The organism is Pseudomonas sp. GW823-FHT02C02 (assembly GCF_058797635.1).
In genome coordinates, this window is the sequence record NZ_JBXAJV010000007.1 from 24,876 (window position 1) to 45,579 (window position 20,704).

The 20,704-nt window shown below is 59.2% G+C and carries 27 protein-coding genes; 19 read left to right on the forward strand and 8 right to left on the reverse strand.

Annotated features, from left to right (window positions below; translation table 11 throughout):
• Positions 1-6: 6 nt before the first annotated feature.
• The 14 genes from AC1ROI_RS13985 (at position 7) to recX (ending at position 10,377) form a co-directional block, all read left to right on the forward strand.
• The gene (locus tag AC1ROI_RS13985) at positions 7-432 is read left to right on the forward strand and encodes a phage tail assembly chaperone (RefSeq protein WP_102594284.1); all 426 of its coding nucleotides are present in this window, start codon (positions 7-9) and stop codon (positions 430-432) included.
• A gap of 92 nt (positions 433-524) precedes the next feature.
• Positions 525-710 carry a hypothetical protein gene (locus AC1ROI_RS13990; RefSeq protein ID WP_102594285.1) on the forward strand — a complete coding sequence of 62 codons (186 nt, stop codon included), beginning with the start codon at positions 525-527 and terminating at the stop codon, positions 708-710.
• 2 nt (positions 711-712) lie between these two features.
• Positions 713-1,879, forward strand: a complete 1,167-nt coding sequence (locus AC1ROI_RS13995) for a phage tail sheath protein (protein WP_102594286.1) — start codon at positions 713-715, stop codon at positions 1,877-1,879.
• On the forward strand, positions 1,879-2,385 hold the full coding sequence (locus AC1ROI_RS14000) for a phage major tail tube protein (RefSeq protein WP_102594287.1): 507 nt from the start codon (positions 1,879-1,881) through the stop codon (positions 2,383-2,385). Before AC1ROI_RS13995 ends, AC1ROI_RS14000 begins: the two co-directional genes overlap by 1 nt.
• 171 nt (positions 2,386-2,556) lie before the next feature.
• Positions 2,557-3,135 (forward strand): phage tail assembly protein, encoded by a 579-nt coding sequence (locus tag AC1ROI_RS14005; RefSeq protein WP_102594288.1) that lies wholly within the window; start codon positions 2,557-2,559, stop codon positions 3,133-3,135.
• A gap of 128 nt (positions 3,136-3,263) precedes the next feature.
• Positions 3,264-5,414, forward strand: coding sequence for a phage tail tape measure protein (locus AC1ROI_RS14010; RefSeq protein ID WP_102594289.1), 2,151 nt, complete (start codon positions 3,264-3,266; stop codon positions 5,412-5,414).
• Positions 5,414-5,797, forward strand: a complete 384-nt coding sequence (locus AC1ROI_RS14015; protein ID WP_102594290.1) for a phage tail protein — start codon at positions 5,414-5,416, stop codon at positions 5,795-5,797. The genes AC1ROI_RS14010 and AC1ROI_RS14015 overlap by 1 nt, the downstream gene beginning before the upstream one ends.
• The gene (locus tag AC1ROI_RS14020; RefSeq protein ID WP_102594291.1) at positions 5,790-6,002 is read left to right on the forward strand and encodes a tail protein X; all 213 of its coding nucleotides are present in this window, start codon (positions 5,790-5,792) and stop codon (positions 6,000-6,002) included. Before AC1ROI_RS14015 ends, AC1ROI_RS14020 begins: the two co-directional genes overlap by 8 nt.
• A 9-nt stretch (positions 6,003-6,011) precedes the next feature.
• Positions 6,012-7,028, forward strand: coding sequence for a phage tail protein (locus AC1ROI_RS14025; RefSeq protein ID WP_102594292.1), 1,017 nt, complete (start codon positions 6,012-6,014; stop codon positions 7,026-7,028).
• Positions 7,029-7,102: 74 nt separating this feature from the next.
• Entirely contained in the window at positions 7,103-7,666 is a 564-nt protein-coding gene (locus AC1ROI_RS14030; RefSeq protein WP_102594293.1) for a glycoside hydrolase family 19 protein, read from the forward strand.
• Positions 7,648-8,184, forward strand: coding sequence for a lysis system spanin subunit (locus AC1ROI_RS14035; protein WP_102594294.1), 537 nt, complete (start codon positions 7,648-7,650; stop codon positions 8,182-8,184). Before AC1ROI_RS14030 ends, AC1ROI_RS14035 begins: the two co-directional genes overlap by 19 nt.
• An 80-nt stretch (positions 8,185-8,264) precedes the next feature.
• The gene (locus tag AC1ROI_RS14040; RefSeq protein WP_010462721.1) at positions 8,265-8,765 is read left to right on the forward strand and encodes a CinA family protein; all 501 of its coding nucleotides are present in this window, start codon (positions 8,265-8,267) and stop codon (positions 8,763-8,765) included.
• An 83-nt stretch (positions 8,766-8,848) separates the two neighbouring features.
• The gene (gene recA / locus AC1ROI_RS14045; protein ID WP_007907270.1) at positions 8,849-9,901 is read left to right on the forward strand and encodes a recombinase RecA; all 1,053 of its coding nucleotides are present in this window, start codon (positions 8,849-8,851) and stop codon (positions 9,899-9,901) included.
• 8 nt (positions 9,902-9,909) lie between these two features.
• The gene (recX, locus tag AC1ROI_RS14050; RefSeq protein ID WP_010462714.1) at positions 9,910-10,377 is read left to right on the forward strand and encodes a recombination regulator RecX; all 468 of its coding nucleotides are present in this window, start codon (positions 9,910-9,912) and stop codon (positions 10,375-10,377) included.
• Positions 10,378-10,433: 56 nt separating this feature from the next.
• Here recX and AC1ROI_RS14055 read toward each other — a convergent pair whose 3' ends face one another.
• Positions 10,434-11,552, reverse strand: a complete 1,119-nt coding sequence (locus AC1ROI_RS14055; protein ID WP_083374902.1) for an LOG family protein — start codon at positions 11,550-11,552, stop codon at positions 10,434-10,436.
• Positions 11,553-12,030: 478 nt separating this feature from the next.
• On the opposite strand from AC1ROI_RS14055, the gene AC1ROI_RS14060 reads away from it, so the two are divergent.
• Positions 12,031-12,225: a hypothetical protein gene (locus AC1ROI_RS14060; RefSeq protein WP_010462709.1), complete on the forward strand. Its 195-nt coding sequence runs from the start codon at positions 12,031-12,033 to the stop codon at positions 12,223-12,225.
• Here the strand turns inward: AC1ROI_RS14060 and AC1ROI_RS14065 are convergent, their stop codons facing one another.
• Complete coding sequence (locus tag AC1ROI_RS14065) at positions 12,226-12,651, reverse strand: PA3611 family quorum-sensing-regulated virulence factor (protein ID WP_008153984.1); 426 nt, start codon at positions 12,649-12,651, stop codon at positions 12,226-12,228.
• A 184-nt stretch (positions 12,652-12,835) separates the two neighbouring features.
• Between AC1ROI_RS14065 and AC1ROI_RS14070 the strand changes: the two genes are divergently transcribed.
• The 3 genes from AC1ROI_RS14070 (at position 12,836) to AC1ROI_RS14080 (ending at position 14,891) form a co-directional block, all read left to right on the forward strand.
• Positions 12,836-13,594, forward strand: a complete 759-nt coding sequence (locus AC1ROI_RS14070) for a tRNA-uridine aminocarboxypropyltransferase (RefSeq protein WP_010462706.1) — start codon at positions 12,836-12,838, stop codon at positions 13,592-13,594.
• A 208-nt stretch (positions 13,595-13,802) separates the two neighbouring features.
• Positions 13,803-14,453 carry a response regulator transcription factor ErdR gene (gene erdR / locus AC1ROI_RS14075; RefSeq protein WP_010462704.1) on the forward strand — a complete coding sequence of 217 codons (651 nt, stop codon included), beginning with the start codon at positions 13,803-13,805 and terminating at the stop codon, positions 14,451-14,453.
• Positions 14,454-14,528: 75 nt separating this feature from the next.
• Positions 14,529-14,891 (forward strand): diacylglycerol kinase, encoded by a 363-nt coding sequence (locus AC1ROI_RS14080; protein WP_010462702.1) that lies wholly within the window; start codon positions 14,529-14,531, stop codon positions 14,889-14,891.
• On the opposite strand, the gene AC1ROI_RS14085 is transcribed toward AC1ROI_RS14080, so the two are convergent.
• Positions 14,888-15,814, reverse strand: coding sequence for a LysR family transcriptional regulator (locus AC1ROI_RS14085; RefSeq protein ID WP_010462700.1), 927 nt, complete (start codon positions 15,812-15,814; stop codon positions 14,888-14,890). The two genes, AC1ROI_RS14080 and AC1ROI_RS14085, sit on opposite strands and share 4 nt — an antisense overlap.
• Positions 15,815-15,936: 122 nt before the next feature.
• On the opposite strand from AC1ROI_RS14085, the gene fpr reads away from it, so the two are divergent.
• Entirely contained in the window at positions 15,937-16,716 is a 780-nt protein-coding gene (gene fpr / locus AC1ROI_RS14090; protein ID WP_003443014.1) for a ferredoxin-NADP reductase, read from the forward strand.
• A 132-nt stretch (positions 16,717-16,848) separates the two neighbouring features.
• Here the strand turns inward: fpr and tsaA are convergent, their stop codons facing one another.
• From tsaA to AC1ROI_RS14115, 5 genes are all read right to left on the reverse strand, one after another.
• Entirely contained in the window at positions 16,849-17,547 is a 699-nt protein-coding gene (gene tsaA, locus AC1ROI_RS14095; protein WP_010462693.1) for a tRNA (N6-threonylcarbamoyladenosine(37)-N6)-methyltransferase TrmO, read from the reverse strand.
• A gap of 184 nt (positions 17,548-17,731) precedes the next feature.
• Positions 17,732-18,502, reverse strand: coding sequence for an SDR family oxidoreductase (locus AC1ROI_RS14100; protein ID WP_077748351.1), 771 nt, complete (start codon positions 18,500-18,502; stop codon positions 17,732-17,734).
• 179 nt (positions 18,503-18,681) lie between these two features.
• Positions 18,682-19,149, reverse strand: coding sequence for a YehS family protein (locus tag AC1ROI_RS14105; protein WP_010462689.1), 468 nt, complete (start codon positions 19,147-19,149; stop codon positions 18,682-18,684).
• 75 nt (positions 19,150-19,224) lie between these two features.
• Positions 19,225-19,935, reverse strand: coding sequence for an rRNA pseudouridine synthase (locus tag AC1ROI_RS14110; protein ID WP_010462687.1), 711 nt, complete (start codon positions 19,933-19,935; stop codon positions 19,225-19,227).
• Positions 19,936-20,126: 191 nt separating this feature from the next.
• Positions 20,127-20,600, reverse strand: a complete 474-nt coding sequence (locus AC1ROI_RS14115; RefSeq protein WP_102594295.1) for a GNAT family N-acetyltransferase — start codon at positions 20,598-20,600, stop codon at positions 20,127-20,129.
• Between the last annotated feature and the right edge of the window lie 104 nt (positions 20,601-20,704).

Genomic DNA, 20,704 nt, shown 5'->3' on the forward strand with positions numbered 1-20,704 from the left:
AATCAGATGATTTACAGCAGTAAGACAACCGGTCTTTTTCACGATTCAGATTTGGGCGGAGAGCTTCCCGCGGACGCTGTCGAAATATCGCTCGAACTGCACGCCGAGCTTTTGAACGGCCAGTCGCAGTTAATCAAGATCAACTTTGATACGTATCCACCCTCTTTGATTGAACGTCCGCCGATGGCTCCTGAGCAATTGGCTGACCTCGAGCGCACCTGGCGTGATGGGCAGTTGGCGAAAACCGATGGCATCGTGGCACGTCAGCGCGACGAACTGGATGGTGGCGGCGCAACGACCCTGACAACCGAGCAATACGCCGAGCTGCAAGCCTACCGTCGCGAGTTGCGCGACTGGCCGCAAGGGGCCGAGTTTCCCCAGGCAGATCACCGCCCGGTTGCACCCACCTGGCTGTCTGGCCAGCTCAAATAAACGCCCCGCACCGTCGGGGCGTTTTCTTATCCGCTAATCAACACCCGACAGCCCCTTCATTCAGGGGCTTTTTCACATCTGGAGAAACCCAAATGGCTGAACGCCAAACCTACACCGTCCTCGTCCCGTTCCCCACCGGACGCGGCCACTGGTCGACCGCCGGCCAGGAACTCGACCTGCTCGAAGTCGAAGCCAACGCACTGCTCAGCGCCGGTCGCCTGGAGCTGAAATCCACATCCACCAAGGCCGTGAAGGCCGCTGCCAAGAAGGCTGAATAACCATGGCTGAGGTTCTTAACTTCGAGCACAACGGCATTACCGTCAATGCCACCGAATCCCCCGAGGCCATGGGAGGCCTCGGTGACAACGTCATCGGTTTGATCGGCACGGCGCCGAAGGCCGATCCGCTGATTCCGCGCAATGCGCCGTTTCGCATCAACAGCTTCACCACCCAGGCGCTGCTCGATCCGACCGGCACTGAATCGGGCACGTTGTTCCACGCGGTGTTCCAGATCCTGAAAGTGGTCAAGGTGCCGGTCTACGTGGTCATCGTCGAAGAGGGCGCAACCCCGGCGGACACGGTGAATAACGTGATCGGCGGCGTTGAGCCCCTGACCGGTCGCAAACTGGGCCTGGCCGCGTTGAGCGGTGTGCCCGAAGACCTGACCATCATCGGTGCGCCAGGCTTCACCGGCACCAAAGCCGTGGCCAGCGAGTTCGCCTCGTTTGGCAAGCGTATCAAGGCGCGGGTGGTACTCGACGGCAAGGACGCCGCGGTGGCCGATCAAGTGACCTACAGCCAGGAACTGGGCGGCGCGGACCTCGGTTTCGACCGTTGCCTGGTCGTGCACAACATGCCGGCCGTTTACTCCAAAGCGGCGAAGAAGAACGTGTTCCTGTCGCCATCGAGTCTTGCCATCGCCGCCTTGGCCAAGGTCAAGCAATGGGAGAGCCCGGGCAACCAGGTGACCTACGCCGAAGACGTTTCGCGGGTTGTGGAATACAACATCCTCGACACCTCCACCGAAGGCGATCTGCTGAACCGCTACGGCATCAGCTACTACGCCCGGACCATCCTCGGCGGCTTCTCGCTGCTGGGTAACCGCTCCATCACCGGCAAGTTCATCAGCTACGTCGGCCTCGAAGATGCGATCAGCCGCAAGCTGGTCAAGGCCGGTCAGAAAGCGATGGCCAAGAACCTGACCAAGTCGTTCATGGATCAGGAGGTCAAGCGCATCAACGACTGGCTGCAAACCCTGGTCGCCGACGAAACCATCCCCGGCGGCAGCGTGTACCTGCACCCGGAATTGAACAGCGTCGAGAAGTACAAGAACGGCACCTGGTTCATCGTCATCGACTACGGCCGCTACGCGCCGAACGAACACATGGTTTATCAACTCAACGCCCGCGATGAAATCATCGAGCAGTTCCTGGAGGATGTTCTCTAATGTTTACCAACCGCGTAAGACAGGCCATCGCGGCCACTCTGCAAGGCTTGCCATTGTCGGCGACCGTGGAGAGTTTCGAACCGCCGAAGATCGATTTCGTAATGGAAACGATGACGGGCGGGCGCTTCATCACCGAGTCAATGGCAAAAAGTGCCACCGCGCTATCAGCCAAACTGGTTCTGCAGGGTATGGGGTCGGAAATCATGCTCTCCTTGGGCGTGAGGCTGGGAGAAGACATTCTGCTCAACGTGCGCGAGGCGGGTCAGGATCAGGACGGCAATACCTGGTTCACGTACCACACCGTTGGCGGTCAGCTTAAGTCTTTGACTGAAGCCACACTCAAGATGAACGATAAACCCACCACCACGCTCGAACTTTCCTGCCGCACCTACAACCGCCTCGAAAATGGCATTCCGGTGATCGACATCGACGTGCGCACGCAAAAGTTCGTGCTCAATGGCGTGGACATTCTCGGTGATGCCCGCCGCGCGGTATTGATTCCGTAGCCCCTCGCACTACCCCAATGCAACTCCGTTAAACGCAATCCCTGTGGGAGCGAGCCTGCTCGCGATAGCGGTGTGCCTGACACATTGATGTCGGGTGTACCGCCGCCATCGTCGGAACGCCGGCCGGAGCAGGCTCACTCCCACAGGTTGCACAACCAAGGAATTCATTTCATGTCCTGGACGCCTCCCGTTCACGTCCTGTTGTCGCCGATCACCGCCGACGACCAATCGACACTCGAGCAGATACAGCTCAAACCGTTGTTTTACGCCGCACAGAAAGAAGCCCTGGCCCGTGCCGGCGATGACGAAGACGATCAGTTCTTCGAACTGGCGAAACTGGCCACGGGCCTGTCGGTCAAGGAGCTCGACCAGCTCAAACGCCCGGACTACGTGAGCATCGCGCAGTACGTGCATGAGATGTCGACCCGTCCGGCGTCGTTTTTTCTACAGCAGGACACTGATGCTGCATCGGACGATCCCGATCAAGTGCAACTGCTGCAACCACTCAGCGCTGCGGGCCGCAGCCTGACCTCGCTCACCCTGGAAATGCCGGTGCTGCGCGCCACCAAGGCGATGAAAAAACTGAAAACTGCCAAGGAACGCGCCGAGTTCATCACCTCCCATTGCACCGGGCTGATGCTTCCCGATCTGGATCTGTTGACCGTGCCCGACTGGACACAGCTTCAGGTACGCATCGACGATTTTTTAAACAAACCGGCGGACTTCTTTCGGAGCGCGACATCGAAGTAATCCTCGATGTGGTACCGCTCATTTACTCGGTAAGTGAGGCGGACATTCTGGAATGGGACGCCGGCAAGGCATTGCGCCGATACGACATCGCGATCACTCGCCTTGGCGTGAAACAGGAGTAGAGCGGGATGGCAGAGAGTAAATATTCGCCGCCCGGTGCGGAGATCAAGAGCATTGAGCTGCCGCCACTCGGCAGTGCATCAGAAACACCGGGACTTGCCGGTATCACGAATCCTTTGTCGGGGCTGAATCTGGCACTCACAACAGCCAGCAACGACATCCGTCTGTTGGTGGAGGCGCAGGAAAAGCTGCGCGAAACCCTGGTGTCGTTGAACGGCACCCTGGCTTCGCAGCAGTCGCTGCTCAAGACAAATGCGTCGGCACCTGCGCCAGCCGGTGAGGCAAAGTCAAAGCTCAAGGCCGAGGTTGACCAGCGTGCACCACCGGAGGAGTTGAAGCCGGCGATGGCAATGCAGACGGCCTTGGTCGATCTCAATCAAAAGTTGCAGCTGGACCCGGAAGCTCTTCAGGTGCTGGCGAATGAAGCCTCGAGAATAGCCACTGAAAAACGTACCTCCACCAGTGGTACGACGGGTGTGCAGCTGGTGCAGGTGCAACTGGCAGCGGTCAATGAGGGGCTGGTCAAAAACGTCAACTCGGATGACGTTCCGCAAGTGCTGACGGATTTCGCTCGCGACATCGGCATCATGGCATCTGCGTACAAGATTGACGCCAAGGAGGCCGGCGAGTTGATGGCCGGTTGGCATAGCTCGTTGAAACTTGATCGGGCAAAAAGCCTCGACCTGGGCGACGCGGCCAACCGCCTTGGTGCCAGGGTCGATTTGAAGGCCACGGCAGCAGACATCGGTTCGGTGGTGAAAAACGGCGGCGAGACGAGTCTGGCGGCGGGCATGAAGCCCGAGCATGTGGCTGCAATCGCAGCGGCCCTGCTGAGCGCTTCGGTGAGCAAGGACGGCGCCGGGGCATCGCTGAAGACGCTGGGCACGGCGTTCGGCAAGGGCGACACGGCTACACCTGAGCAACGGGCTGCCTGGGCCGAGCTCGATATCGAGCCGGGGGCACTGACCAGCAGGATGCGCACGGACGCATCGGGAGCGATCAAGGAAGTGCTGGCGGTGCTGAGTAGCAAGCCAGCCGAGCAACAGAGTGCATTGATCAAGACGCTGTTTGAGGGCGATGTCGGCATCCGCGAGTTGCTGAAGAGCCCCCAGGACCTGAACACCGCGTTTACGGTGGCGTCCGATAAGAGCAAAGGCTCAATGGCAGAGACTGCCGACGCCCGTGGCAATACCTCGCAAGCACGCTGGAGTGCGCTGGACGCAAGCTGGACCCGTCTCAATACGGGGCTCGGTAACGCAGTGGCGCCTATTACGGATCTCGCGATGGTCAGCGCCGATCTAGTGGTCAGCGGCCTCAGTTCGGTGGTTGAGACATTCCCGAAAGTCATCGCCGGATTGTCCTTGCTGGGTGCAGCGCTTGCGACCCCGTTTCGCGGGGCGATCATGAACAAGCTCACGTCAATTGTTTCTTCCGCAAAAACAGAACTGCTTAAACCGGACGCTGCGATCAAGCCGCCGAGAAGTGATGAGGTCGTTGGTCAAGACCAGAGAAAGACAGGCGACGGTACGCCAGACAACAACGGTAAACAGAAACCACAGGGTGCTGCTGACATCAAAGCCCCACGTCCTGCGATGCGCAGTCGACTGGTCACTTCCATGGCCAGAGCCAAGACCTTCACCGGTCGGCTGGGCGCTCCCATGGCGGTCGCCAGTACGAGTTACGACGGCATTAAAGCGCTGCTGGCGGGTGATTACAAAGCCGCGTCCGGTGCTCTCGGATCGGGTGTCGGCGGTTTGGCCGGCGGTTATGCGGGCGCTGCTGCCGGCGCGGTGATCGGCAGTTTCATCCCGGTCCCGGTTGTGGGCACTGCAATTGGAGCGTTGGTGGGCGGCCTGATCGGGTCCTACGTGGGCAGTGAGGGCGGGGAAATGCTTGGTGAGTCCCTCTACACCGAGGTTGACCGGCTTCGGTCACCGGACCAGGTCAGCAAGGACCTGACCAGCAACCCCATGGACAACCGGCAGTTCAACTACTCGCCCGTCATCCAGATCACCGGTGCCGATCCGACGGACTCTGATCGACTGACTCAGAAAATCATGGCGAATCTGCGTATGCAGTTCAACGGCGAGTTTATGCCGATGATGATCAATCCGCTCTCTGTGCGAAGTGACGCGGCCCTGACCGACGGAGGTACGTAATGCGCCAGCAAATGGTCCTGGGCAGTTTCATTTTTGGCCTGTCCAGAAACTTCGCCTACAGCGCCCTGGTGCACAAGTCGAGCGGTGGCTGGACGAACATCGACATTCTCACCAGCAAACCCAAGTCCAGCCAGATCGGCCAAGGCCTGCAAACCCTGACGATTTCGGGCAAATCAATGTACGCGACCGCCATGAATCGGCTCGATGAACTGCGTGCCTTGCAGGCGCTGCGCATCCCTTTGCCATTGGTTGACGGCATTGGTCGTAACTGGGGCTTGTGGCGGATCAACGATGTGTCCGAAACCCAAAACAACATCATCGATGACGGTACCGCGATGGTGGTCGACTGGACGATCGAGCTGATGGAGGTCGCCAATGCATAGGGTTCGAAGTATTGCCGGTGATTCGGCAAATCTGTTGCTCTACCGCGAGCTCGGGCGTTGTGACGACGCCGTCGAGGAAGCGCTCTGGCGGCTCAATCCGGGGCTGGCCGAATACGCTGCAGTGTTGCCGGCGGGGGTGTGGGTGGTCCTGCCGGAACTGGATGTAAAACCCGTTGCACCCACGCCGGTTTCGGCCTGGGATTAAGGAGGCAACATGTCACTGGGATTCACCCCCGCGGTGGAAATTTATGGCGCCAACGCTGCGCTGCTTAACGAACGATTGCTCTCCTGGCAGCACGTCGATGCGGCGGGAATCGAGTCCGATAGTTTGACGCTGATCCTCAGTCTGGACGGGATTGAAGGCTTGCCGGACCTGGGCGGGAAGATCGGCCTGCGGGTCGGTTATCGGGAGTCGGGACTGGTGGACAAAGGCGAGTTCGTCGTTACACGACGTACACCGACGCTGTTCCCGTTGCGTCTGACGCTGGTGGCCACGGCGGCGCCGTTCAGTGCGGCGGACCTGACCGGTTTCAAGCAGCGTCGATCGGTCAGCCATGGTCCGACGACGTTGGGTGCGCTGTTTCGCCAATTGACGTCCAGGCACGGGTTTTCGCCTCGCGTCGCACCCGAGCTGGCGCTGATCCGAATCGAACACATTGATCAGTCCAACGAAACGGACATGGGTTTTCTGACCCGGCTGGCTCACCTTCATGACGCCGTCGCCAAGCCGATCAACGAACTGTATGTGTTGGCGCGGCGCGGTCAGGTGAAATCTTTGTCGGGCAAAGTTCTACCGAACATAAAGCTGTCGGTGACGACCAACAATCACCCGGGCGATAACGCCTTTATCTCTGCAGTGTTGGTGGAAACTGCCCGGGCGAAATATCAGGGTTGCAAAACCGGTTGGTGGGACGCGGCCGCCGGCAAAGTGCAGGAGGTAGAGAGCGGCATCGCGCCGCTCAAGACGATGCGCCAGCGCTACCAGAGTGCAGGCGATGCCCGGGCTGCCGGAGAGGGCGAGGTCCGCCGGATGCTGCGTGAAGCCCTCAAGGTGACGATCGAGTGCCCGGGCAATCCCGGATTGTCCGCCGAAGGCGTCGTACTGCTGGATCCCACCTGGCCGGATTTCATGCGCGGTCGCTGGTCGATCGACAAGGTGACCGCCAGCGGCAGTCGGGAGAAAAGTTATCGCTGCTCGATCGAGGCAACCTGCCTGGACGCCAAGGCCTGACGACCTTGCTCGATTCGTGAATGCGCCAACCCAATCACATCAACGCTGTTTTCCATTCTCTCTCTGGGGGGATCATGTCGGTTACTCAACACATGTTGCAAAGCATCCTGCCCAACGCCCGCCAGCAAGCGGGCGTTTTTATTTCCAGTCTCAACATCGCCATGGGGCGATTCAACATCAATACACCCAAACGTATCGCCGCGTTTCTGGCACAAGTCGGGCACGAGTCGGGACAATTGCAATACGTACGAGAGTTGGGCAGTAATCAATACCTCAGCAAGTACGACACCGGCACGTTGGCCGCACGTTTGGGAAATACGCCTGCGCTCGACGGCGACGGCCAAAAATACCGCGGCCGAGGCCTGATCCAGATCACCGGTCGTGACAACTACCTCCAATGCAGCCTCGGACTGTTCGGCGATGATCGCTTGGTGTTTGTTCCGCAGCTATTGGAACAACCCCAATGGGCCGCCGAATCAGCCGCGTGGTTCTGGGAGCAAAACGGCCTCAATGAACTGGCCGACCGCGATCAGTTCAACAGCATCACCCGGCGCATAAACGGTGGGCTTAACGGTCTGCAAGATCGTCTGCAGCTGTGGGCGCGGGCGAGGGCGGTGTTATGCCAGCCTTCAGCCTGATGCCGATTTCTTACCGGGTGATCGGCCTTGTTGTGTTACTGGCAGTGCTGGCCGGCGGATCGGCGGCGCTGGCCTGGCACTTTCAGGATTGGCGCTATGGCCGGCAACTCGCGGAGCTGGCCAGGCTGCATGCCGAGGCACTGAATCAGCTGACGCTGGCCGCCGCCACGCAGCAACAGGCCGAGCAGGACAAGCGTCTGGCGCTGGAGCAGCGTCTGTCGGCCAGCGAACAAACCCATTACCGAGCGCTTACCGATGCCCAACGTGATCAAGGTCGCCTGCGCGATCGTCTTGCCACTGCTGATGTGCGCTTGTCAGTCCTCCTCGATGCCGGCGACGTTGCCTCAGGCAATTCAGTGCCAGCCTCCGCCAGCACCCGCAGCCTGGATCATGGAGCGGCGCGAGCCCGACTTGACCCGGCGCATGCTCAACGAATTATCGCCATCACCGATGCCGGCGACAGCGGACTGATTGCCTTGCAGGCTTGCCAGGCCTATGTCAGAGCCATCGCTCGATAACATTTTGACCGATCCTGTGCCTTGCAAGCGCAATTCGCTCGTGTACGGTAGTGCTCATTCCGCTCGCTCAGGAGATGACCGTGAAAGAAATCACTCAACTGGCCGCTGAACTTGGCAGGCGCTTGCAGGTTCTGAATGCCCACGTCGCCGCAGCCGAGTCGTGTACCGGCGGCGGGATCTCAGAGGCGATCACTCGCATTCCGGGGAGTTCGGCGTGGTTCGAGGCCGGTTATGTGACGTATTCCAACCGACAGAAAACCGAGCAGTTGAACGTGCCTCCCGAATTATTCGAAACGGTCGGCGCCGTCAGTCGCGAGGTGGTCGAGGCGATGGTTCGCGGCGCTCAGGAAAAAAGTCAGGCGCATTTTGCCGTGGCGGTCAGCGGTGTGGCCGGCCCCGATGGCGGTTCGCCGAACAAACCGGTCGGCACGGTCTGGCTGGCCTGGGGCGTCGGTGAGCAGGTGTTCAGCGAGGTGCAGCACTTCGCCGGTAACCGCGATGAGGTCCGCCGACAAACGGTTAAGGCCGCGCTAGAGGGGCTGCTGCGTCATGCCGCTGGAGAAATCTCAAATCAGGGGTAGGCGATCCTGAAACGCTGTGGAATAATACTGGCTACTTATACAGGTGTTGGCCGTCAGGCCTTATTGATTACGTGAGGACTTTAATGGACGACAACAAGAAGAAAGCCTTGGCTGCGGCCCTGGGTCAGATCGAACGTCAATTCGGCAAGGGTGCCGTAATGCGTATGGGCGATCAGGACCGTCAGGCGATCCCGGCTATCTCCACTGGCTCTCTGGGTCTGGACATCGCGCTCGGCATTGGCGGTCTGCCAAAAGGTCGTATCGTTGAAATCTACGGTCCTGAATCCTCCGGTAAAACCACGCTGACGCTGTCGGTGATCGCCCAGGCTCAAAAAGCTGGCGCGACCTGCGCATTCGTCGACGCCGAACACGCCCTCGACCCTGAGTACGCCGGCAAACTGGGCGTCAACGTCGACGACCTGCTGGTTTCCCAGCCGGACACCGGCGAGCAAGCCCTGGAAATCACCGACATGCTGGTGCGTTCCAACGCAGTTGACGTGATCATCGTCGACTCCGTGGCCGCGCTGGTTCCGAAGGCTGAAATCGAAGGCGAAATGGGTGACATGCACGTGGGCCTGCAAGCCCGTCTGATGTCCCAGGCGCTGCGTAAAATCACCGGTAACATCAAGAACGCCAACTGCCTGGTAATTTTCATCAACCAGATCCGTATGAAAATCGGCGTGATGTTCGGCAGCCCGGAAACCACCACCGGTGGTAACGCGTTGAAGTTCTACGCCTCGGTTCGTCTGGACATCCGTCGTACCGGCGCGGTGAAAGAAGGTGATGAAGTCGTCGGTAGCGAAACCCGCGTCAAAGTCGTGAAGAACAAGGTGGCTTCGCCGTTCCGTCAGGCCGAGTTCCAGATTCTTTACGGCAAGGGCATCTACCTCAACGGCGAGATGATCGACCTGGGCGTGCTGCACGGTTTCGTTGAGAAGTCCGGCGCCTGGTATGCCTATGAAGGCACCAAGATCGGTCAGGGCAAGGCCAACTCGGCCAAGTTCCTGGCAGACAACCCGGAAATCGCCGCCAAGCTCGAGAAGCAACTGCGTGACAAGTTGCTGACCCCGGCGCCGGACGTCAAAGCATCGCCAGTCAAAGAGACGGCTGATGACCTGGCTGACGCTGATATCTGATTGATCCGATGACCGCCGTACTCGATACACTCGTCGCAGTGCGGCGAACCGCCATGGACCTGCTCGCACGACGCGAGCACGGTCGAGTCGAGCTGACGCGTAAACTGCGTCAGCGCGGTGCTCTCCCTGAAATGATTGACACAGCACTCGACCGTTTGACGGAAGAGGGCCTGCTGTCCGAAGCCCGTTACCTCGAAAGCTTCGTTTCCTACCGTGCTCGCTCCGGCTACGGCCCTTTGCGTATTCGTGAAGAACTGAGTCAGCGCGGCCTGCAACGTAACGACATCGAACTCGCCTTGCGCGAGAGCGGTATCAATTGGCAGGAGCAACTGGAAGATACCTGGCGGCGCAAATTTGCCGGGCATCTGCCGATAGACGTTCGGGAACGTGCCAAGCAAGGGCGTTTCCTGAGTTATCGGGGATATTCCATGGAAATGATCGGCCGCTTGTTCAGCGGTCGGGGAATGGATGATTGAATAAAAACGGCCCGCTATTTCGATAGCGGGCCGTTTTTTTTTGCCTCGATTTTGCCTCACGTCACCTTGGACGGCTCTCGCGTGCGCTGTTGCGCCTGGGGTTTGGAGTCGGCCCAGTTTTCCGGCAGGTTGATATAGTCCACCAATTCCCGCAGGCGGCCATGATCCCTGGCGTTGAAGTTGAAGGCCAGTCGCGCCAGATGACTGAACTGCGCTTCATCGTGCTCCTCGCCGCTATAGGCGTGCTGATGAAAGTGATCGCTCAGGCACAGGTCGGCGAACGCTTCCTGCATGTGTTCGAGCGCCTGGTCGCTGAGCTTGTGGTTCATGCGGATCACGAACTGATGCTTGAGCCAGCGACTGGAGTGGAAGTTGCCGTAGAACTGATTGATCTGCTCTACCGCTTCTTCGGCGCTGTAGACCAGGCTCACGAGCTTCATGTCGGTGGGCAGGATATAGCGATTTTCCTCCAGTTGATGATGAATGAAGTCCAGCGCGCCTTGCCAGAACTTGCCGCCCGGCGCATCCAGCAGCACTACCGGCACCAATGGACTTTTGCCGGTCTGAATCAACGTCAACACCTCGAGTGCTTCATCCAGGGTGCCGAAACCACCTGGACACAGGACCAGCGCATCAGCTTCCTTGACGAAGAACAGTTTGCGGGTAAAAAAGAAGTGGAAGGGCAGCAGGTTGGCGGTGCCCTGAACCGTGGGGTTGGCATGCTGCTCGAAGGGCAGGGTGATATTGAACCCCAGGCTGTGTTCCAGACCGGCACCTTCATGGGCCGCCGCCATGATGCCGCCACCGGCACCGGTGATGACCATCAGGTCCGAGCGTGCCAGCGCCGCGCCGAGTTCCCGGGCCAGGCCATACAGCGGGTGTTCGATCGGTGTGCGCGCCGAGCCGAAAACCGTGACCTTGCGTCGCCCCCTGAACTGTTCGAGCACGCGAAAGGCATGCTCCAGTTCGCGCAGGGTTTGCAGGGTGATCTTGGCGTTCCAGCGGTTGTGGTCTTCCTGGGCCATGCGCAGCACGGTCAGGATCATGTCGCGGTAAATCGGAGTGTTGGGGCTGTTGGGTGAAACCAGGTTGAGTTGCTCTTCGACCTTGCTGATGAGGTCGTGGCCGCTTTCTTCGAAATGACGGCTCAGGAGGTCATTCGGTTGGTAAGGCATTCAACTTCTCCTTCTGCACAGAACCCTTGGCACCGACAAAACAGTCGTCAGCGCCGCGACACTTCATGTGTCGCTGTCTGCCCAAGCCCATGCCTGGGCGCTCCACTCGACTCGGTTCGAGTCGTCCATACAGGCTCTGTTTTTCCCTTGGATGAAAGAAACGTTCGCACAACAAGACACGCGATGGGCAGCCCCTTTCCTGCCCTGAAAAGTGATCGTGAACACTCTGAATCTAGACCCTTGCAGAGATTCTCGCTGCCTTGATCATTGCGCCGCAAAGTCTTTCCTGGCAACCGCTTATTGACGATTTGCAAGGTGAATTCACCGTTCGTCCGAACGCAAGCCGCAGGCCTCGCGCTCTGATTTACTAAGTTACAGGCATGACACGACAACTTTGCGTCAAAGGCAGGGCGCACGGTTCAAGCGGTTTAAGGATTTTTCGCTCAAAAAGGGGCGAGGTGCAGGGAGGCTGGAAGCTATGGCCAGAGTCATTCTGGAAATCGATACGCATCTGTATCGATTACTGAAGTCATCCGCCGAGACCAATCATTTGAGTCTTGAGGAGGAGTGTTGCCGGCGTCTGGAAGGCGCCGAGCGGCGTTCGCGATACTTGCAGGCGTTGGTGGCAGAACTGCGCGCCGAGGATGAACAGCGGCGCGCCAATTCCCGATGATTACTTCTTCTTGGCCGGTGCTGCTTTCGGGCAATCCGATTCCTGATAGCTGGCGGAACCGACCGAGCGATTGGTCTTCACTTCAGTGAAGTCGTAGCGCATGACTGCGCCCTTGGCCATCAGTTTACGGAACGATGGGTTGTTGCACACAGAGGCGCCCAGCTGGAAATACACGGCTTTGGGGTCGGCGCGCATCTTGTTGGCGTGGCTGCTTTGTACACTCAGGTGGTTGATCAGCGTGTTGCCTTCAACGGTGTAGCCCTGATCAAGAATGTCTTCGTTGATCGCCCGTGGAGTACCGACACTGCTTTGTGTGGCGACGTTTCGCAGTTCTCTGTTGAGATTCTGCTCACTCAAGGACGCAGCCTGAGCGCTGAAGGACGACGCCAGCAAAATGGCAGCGGTGGGAACGATAAGGCGCAGCATGAAACTCTCCTGGTTCAGTGACTGATGGTTCGACCCGTCACATGACTGTGCGTTCAGTGGCGGCGAATTATAGGGGACGAGGCCTGGACGGTACAGGCTTGCGCCGGCCGCTCTGATAAACTGCCGCCACTTTCTGACTTGCCGAGCGTTATTCGTGTCGATTTCCCCTCCGGTGCTGCCTGCGATGAGCCCTGTAACCCCAACCTTTGCTGCAAACGCCGTCGCCCGCTTGCGCGACGAGCGAGAGGAGGAGGGCATCAAGCCGATCCAGGCCCGTGGCTGGAGGGCGCCGCGTTGCCGTGCCTGCCGCGTGATCGAGAGTCACTGCCTGTGCGCCTGGCGTCCGCAGGTTGAGGCCCGCTCCGGCGTGTGCCTGATCATGACTAACAAAGAAGTGTTCAAGCCGAGCAACACCGGTTGGCTGATCGCCGATGTGGTGCGCGACAACCATGCCTTTATCTGGTCACGCACGGAAACGGATCCGCAGTTGCTGGCGTTGCTGGCCGACCCGCAATGGCAACCGTATCTGGTCTTTCCGGGTGAGTACGTCGAGCCTGAGCGAGTGACGAACACCGTCGAAGCCGATAGCACCAAGCGGCCATTGTTTATTCTGCTCGATGCGACCTGGACCGAAGCCCGGAAGATTTTCCGCAAAAGCCCTTACTTTGATCGGTTGCCGATCCTGAGCCTGTTGCCCGAGAAGCTGTCACGGTACCGGTTGCGCCGCTCGACCCGCAGCGAGCACTTGTGCACCGCCGAAGTGGCGGCACTGTGCCTTGATCTGGCGGGCGATACTGAGGCGGCCTCGGCGCTGGACGCTTATTTCGACGTGTTCAGCCAGCATTACCTTGATGCGAAACATCAGCTGGACATGAACGTGGCAACGCCGGCCCACACCGAACTGATGCCTTTCGTGCAGAACGCGGTGCCGGTGGCCTGCTGATTGTCGCCCATACTGCAAAGAACTGTACCGGCCATGCACCTTGACCACCCCGGTTTCGCTGGGCATGCTTGGCGCCGATTAGGGCGCGGCCAAAGTTTGATACGCCGTATTCTTTGCGTGATAGCCACGTAATTGGCGTTGAACGTGCCCTGCTGGTGCAGCTCCGTGGCTGTGCCTTGAGTTGTTTGAAAACAGGATCATTAGAAAAATGGCCACATACGAAATCCTGATTGCCGATGACCACCCTCTTTTTCGTAGCGCCCTGCATCAAGCATTGACCCTGGGCCTGGGTCCGGATGTCCGTCTGGTGGAAGTGGCAAGCATTGCCGAACTGGAAACCCGGCTGGACGAAAAGTCTGACTGGGACCTGGTACTGCTCGACCTCAACATGCCGGGGGCCTACGGTTTTTCCGGGCTGGTGCTGCTGCGCGGTCAATACCCGCAGATTCCGGTGGTGATGGTGTCGGCTCAGGAAGAGGCCTCGATCATGGTGAAGTCCCGTGAATTCGGCGCCAGCGGCTTCATTCCCAAATCCAGTGACCTGAGCGTCATCCAGAAAGCCGTGCGAGCGGTGCTCGATGGCGATGTGTTCTGGCCGCCTCAGGCGTTCGAAGCCGTGAGTGTTTCCGCTGAAGCCAAGGCCGCCAGTGAAGGCCTTGCCAGCCTGACACCTCAGCAGTTCCGGGTGCTGACCATGGTCTGTGAAGGGCTGCTGAACAAGCAGATTGCTTATGAGTTGAGCGTTTCCGAAGCGACGATCAAGGCGCATGTTACGGCTATATTCCGCAAGCTGAATGTGCGCACTCGCACCCAGGCGGCGTTGCTTCTGCAACAACTTGAGTCAATTTCAAGCCACTAAGCGTTGGCATCTTCACGCTTTTTTGACTTTGGTTGATCTAGCTTTCCCACTCCTTTTTGGTCAGTTGCCCACTCTATGTCACCTTTCAAAGGCCAAACCGGCCTCAAACGCATTCTCAACGCTTCCGGTTACTCGCTGGATGGCCTGCGCGCAGCCTTCACCGGTGAAGCGGCTTTTCGGCAGCTGGTGTTGCTCAATGTCATCCTGATCCCGCTTTCGTTCTTTCTGAACGTCAGTCGTGTCGAGCAGGCATTGCTGATCGCGGTCTGCCTGTTGGCGTTGATCGTCGAGCTGCTGAACTCGGCAGTGGAAGCGGCCATCGACCGAATTTCCCTTGAGTTGCACCCGCTGTCCAAGAACGCCAAGGACATGGGGAGCGCCGCTCAATTCGTGGCGTTGAGCATGATCGGGCTGGTGTGGGCGGTGATTCTGCTTTAAGCGATGCTGGGCAGCACGATCTCGTCGCTGCGCTGAACCCCGGCGGTGAACGCGCGGCACAGGTCGAGGAATTCGCGCATCGCCGAGGTCTGATATTTCTGTTTGTGCCAGATGAAATAGAACTGCCGCGCCAAGTCCAGATCCGGTGTCTCCACCGGCACCAGACTGCCGCGGCGGAATGCATCGCGCAGCGCCAGACGCGAAATACAGCCAATCCCCAGGCCTGATTCCACCGCGCGCTTGATCGCTTCGGTGTGTTCCAGCTCCAGTCGGATATTCAGCGCGCTGCGATGATGACGCATGGCCTGGTCAAAGGTCAGCCGCGTGCCAGAGCCTTGTTCCCGCAGAATCCAGGCCTCGTGGGTCAGTTCTTCCATGCTCGCGCTGCCACGCTGGGCCAGCGGATGCTGCGGCGCGCAGAACACCACCAGCTCATCCTCGACCCAGCTCTGCACCTCGATGTCCGGATGACTGCAATCGCCTTCGATTAGACCCAGATCAATTTCATAGTGCGCGACTTGCTGCACGATGTTGGCAGTGTTCTGCACGTGCAGCTTCACCTGACTTTCCGGATGGCGCTGCATGAAGCTACCGATCAGCAAGGTGGCCAGGTAATTGCCGATGGTCAGGGTCGCGCCGACGGCCAGGGAGCCGAAACCGGACTTGCCGTTGAGCAGGTCTTCGATTTCCTTGGCCTGGTCGAGCAGCGCCACAGCTTGTGGCAATAGCTGTTTGCCGAGGGCGTTAAGGCTCAGCCGTTTGCCGGCGCGGTCGAACAGCTGGCAGCTGCACTGACGCTCTAGCTCGGTGATCGAGGTGCTCGCCGCCGATTGCGAAAGGTTGAGCGTCAGGGCAGCACGGGATACGCTTTCCTGCTGGGCGACGGCGACGAATACTTGAAGTTGACGGAGAGTAAATCGCATATCTATATAACCGATAACCCTTATCTTAATAATCCATTTAACAGATATTGTCGCTGCCATTAGAATGCGATGCAATTGCGCACATCAGCGGCGCAGGCAAAATCTCCAGGAGTCCCACGTACATGAGCAACATGAACCACGAGCGTGTCCTCAGTGTTCATCACTGGAACGACACTCTGTTCAGCTTCAAGTGCACCCGCGATCCGGGCCTGCGCTTCGAGAACGGTCAGTTCGTGATGATCGGCCTGCAACAGCCCAACGGCCGGCCGCTCATGCGCGCTTACTCGATTGCCAGCCCGAACTGGGAAGAGCATCTCGAGTTCTTCAGCATCAAGGTGCCTGATGGCCCGCTGACTTCCCAGTTGCAGCATCTGAAGGAAGGCGACGAGATCATCATCAGCAAGAAGCCTACCGGCACCCTGGTGCTGGATGACTTGAAGCCTGGCAAACATTTGTACCTGCTCAGCACCGGTACTGGCCTGGCGCCGTTCATGAGCGTCATCCAGGACCCGGAAACCTACGAGCGTTTCGAAAAAGTGATCCTGTGCCACGGCGTACGTTACGTCAACGAAGTCGCTTACCGCGAGTTCATCACCGAACATCTGCCGCAGAACGAGTTCTTCGGCGAGGCGTTGCGTGACAAGTTGATCTACTACCCGACCGTGACACGCGAGCCGTTCGAGAACGAAGGTCGCCTGACCGATCTGATGCGCAGTGGCAAGCTGTTCAGCGACATCGGCCTGCCACCGATCAACCCGCAGGACGACCGCGCCATGCTGTGCGGCAGCCCGAGCATGCTCGACGAGACCAGCGAAGTGTTGAACAGCTTCGGCCTGAAAGTTTCGCCGCGGATGCGCGAGCCGGGTGATTACCTGATCGAGCGTGCGTTCGTCGAGAAGTAAGCACAACGCCTGACGGCTTTGCTTTCCCTGTGGGAGCGAGCCTGCTCGCGATAGCGGTGTATCAGTCAGCATTATTGCCGACTGCCACACCGCTATCGCGAGCAGGCTCGCTCCCACAGTGGTTTCTGGCGTTCAGGTTTTTGCGGGAATGACTTCCAGGACGCGGATGACGCCCGCCTCGGGATAATGCCAGCGCACATCCAGATCCCAGAACTGCGCTCCATATTCCCGCTCAGGTGTCGGCGTCTGGTACGCCGGACGTGGGTCTTGTGCCAGGCATTGATCAATCAGGGCAACCAACGGCTCGCCGAGGCGCTGAGCGTGCTCGTGAGCTTGTTGCAGCGCTGTCTCCGTCCACCGCACAGGAATCAACTGCGGCGCGGCGCTGGCGATGCTGTTGGAGGCGCTGTCGATGATGTCGGCGTAAGGCACGTAGGGTTTGATGTCGAGAACCGGCGTGCCGTCCAAGAGGTCGATACCGGAGATAAACAACCGGTTGGCTTCGACCTTGTCCAGTTTCACCACGGATTGGCCGATGCCATTGGGCCGATGTGTCGCACGGGTGGCGAACACGCCCATGGATTTGTTGCCGCCCAGGCGAGGAGGGCGGACTTTCAGGCGTGGCTTCTCTTCCAGGGCCTGATGAAACAGGAACAGCAGCCAGACGTGGCTGACCTGCTCGAGACCTTGCACCGCATCGCCCTGATCGAACGGCGCCACCAGTTCCAGCACGCCACGAGCGGCCGGGGCCAGCTGAGGCTGGCGCGGGATGGCGAACTTCTCCTTGAAGCAGGAGCGCACGAAGCCGATGGGGGAAACGCTGTAGGTCATGGTTTGGGTCGAGGCGGGATAGGGCGGGCATGATAACCCGGCGGGCCTCAAGGCGGGGGGTGACTGAGCGGGCCTCTTCGCGGGCAAGCCTCGCGCCTACTGGGTTATCGAGCGAACACGGCGTTTGTGTACGCCAAAGAACCTGTAGGAGCGAGGCTTGCCCGCGAAGGCCGCACCGCCAATCTCAGAGACTGAACCCACCATCCAGCGGAATAACATTCCCGGTCATATAAGCCCCCGCCGTACTTGCCAGACTGATTGCCAGCGCCGCCATCTCTTCCTCCCGGCCCCAGCGCTTCATCGGAATCAGCGCCGTATCCTCCGCCAGCGCTTGCTCATCGTTACCAATGTGCTGCGTCATCTTGCTCGGGAAGCGCCCCGGCGCAATCACGTTGACGTTGATGTGCTGGCTCACCAGCTCCCGCGCCAGAATCCGCGACAGTTGATGGAGGGCAGCCTTGCTCGGCCCGTAGGCATACGCCTGTTCGCCAAAGGACGAAATCCCCGCCACCGAACCGATGTTGATGATCCGCGCCGGATTCGCCTCTGAACCCGCCTTGCGCAGCAAAGGCAAAAACTGCTGGATGCAGTTGAACACCGAGGTCACGTTAAGCTGCATGACCTTCTCCCAGCCCTTGACCGGATAGCTTTCCAGCGGAGCGCCCCATGTGGTGCCGGCGTTGTTCACCAGAATGTCCAGATGACTGATTTGCTCGCCCAGCCGCATGGCCAAGTGCTGCACGCCTTCTTCAGTCGCCAGATTGGCGGCCACGGCATGGCAGGTTCCCAAGGCGCTCAACTCGTCAGCCGTTTGCTGACACGCTTCGGCATCCCGGGCACAGACGTACACGGTGGCGCCGGCCTCGACATACGCCTTGGCGATCATTTTGCCGATACCACGGGTGCCACCGGTCACCAGAGCGGTGCGGCCTTGCAGGGAAAAGTACGGGTGCATGGCGAATCCTGAGAGCTGAGGGTCAATACACCCTAGTCGTCAGCCGCCAGAAGCGGAGCCACTATTTTTGCGAGGAATGAGGGGCCATACGGCCCAGCTGCAAGTTTCAAGCTACAAGCTACAAGCTACAAGCTACAAGCTAGACACCATCCGCTTGCGCCTTGTAGCTTGCAGCTGCTTTACGCTCTCACTCGAAGAGTGAGGCCCTTGAGGAAGTTGCGCAGCAACTGGTCGCCGCACGGGCGATAGTTGGTGTGGCCGAACTTGCGGAACAGTGCGCTCAGCTCAGGCTTGGATACCGGGAACTCGGACGCCTTGAGGATCGCGTGCATGTCGTCTTCTTTCAGTTCGAAGGCCACGCGCAGTTTCTTCAGGATGATGTTGTTGGTCACCGGCACTTCGATCGGCTGCGGCGGACGGCTTTCGTCCTTGCCGCGCTTGAAGATCACCAGGCCGTCGAGGAAGTGCGCCATGACTTCGTCCGGGCAGCGCACGAAGCCTTCCTCGTCTTCCTCTTTCTTGTCGAGGTAGGTCAGCAGGTCTTCCAGGGACACGTCCATGCCGCCGATCTTGATGATCTCGATGACTTTCTTGTCGCTGATGTCGAGCATGTAGCGCACGCTGCGCAGTACGTCGTTATGAATCATGGTGTGCAATCCTGATATTCAGCAGTGGGCGCCGCGTAAGCAGCGGCGCCGGAATGTGTGGCGGCGTGAAAAGTCTCAGAACTTCTCTTTGCCGGACAGGTAGCGCCATTGCCCCAACGGCACTTTGCCGATGGACACGCCGCCAATGCGGATGCGGCGGATGGCGACGACCTTCAGGCCAACGGCCTGGCAAAACAGGGCGATCACGCCCGGTTGCGGGTTCTTCATCGCGAAACGCAGGCGGTTTTCGTTCTGCCAGCTGGCTTTGACCGGCGGCAGTTCCTTACCTTTGTAAGTCAGGCCGTGGTTCAGGCGGTTGAGGCCGTGAGCCACCATGTCGCCTTCTACCTCGACGACATATTCTTGTTCGATCTTGGCGGAGTCGGCGGTGAGCTTGCGCAGGATCTTCCAGTCCTGGGTGAACACCAGCAGACCGCTGGCGTTGGCCTGCAAGTCGGTGCTGGCGGTCAGGCGCAGGAAGTGGCCCTTGAGCGGACGTTTGCTGAAGCGGTGTTCTTCGCTCAGGGTCTCGGCGCTGATGGTCGCCATTGCGGTTTCCGCGTCCATGCCCACGGGCACGTTCAGCAGGATGGTCACCGGTTCCGGCGCAGTGGCCTTGGCCTCGGGGTCGAGCTCGACTTTCTGGGTGTCGACCTTGAATTGCGGCTCGTCGATGACTTCACCGTCCACGGTGACCCAGCCGCCCTCGATGAACAGCTCAGCCTCCCGACGGGAACAGCCGACGAGTTCGATGAGGCGTTTGGAGAGACGAATCGGGTCAGTCATGACAGGGCCGTAACAAAAAAGGGGTGGGCATTGTACCTGCTGGGCGCTGGTTAATCCCGGCTCCATTTGCCGCAGGTGCTTTTAATGTGGGAGCGAGCCTGCTCGCGAAAGCGTCTTCAGCTTCAACATCAATGTCGATTGATAGACCGCTTTCGCGAGCAGGCTCGCTTCCACAAGGGTTTCATGTTGTGTCAGCCGTTGCGGGTCTTTTGTTGCGCCTGTCGCAAACGCATGTGCAGCAACGGATAAGGCTGACCCATGCCATCGACCTCCGAACGACCAATCACCTCGAACCCCTGCTTGAAGTAAAACCCCAAGGCCTGCGGATTCTGCTCGTTGACGTCCAGCTCGTTGGCGTTCAGGTGTTCCATGGCATAACGCAGCAACTGCTTGCCCAAACCCTGACCCCGGTGGGCCGGGTCGATGAAGAGCATCTCGATCTTGCCCGCCGCCACCCCGGCAAACCCGGTGATGCGCTGGCGCGAGTCCTTGATGCAGATCAGCATCACCGCGTCGAGGTAGCGGGTCAGCACCAGGTTCTTCAGCAATTCAATGTAGCTGTCCGGCAGAAAGTCATGGGTGGCGCGCACCGAAGCTTCCCAGACTTGTGTGAGTTCTTCGTAGTCGCTCTGTTTCGGCGTGTGGATGACCGAATGTTGGCGCATGGCCGGATGCCCCTTTTACCGTGGAGTGTGCGAGTCCTTTCTTCCACAAAACGATAGACCTAAAAAAGCCCCGCATCTCGTCAAGAGAGCAGGGCTTTTCGTAT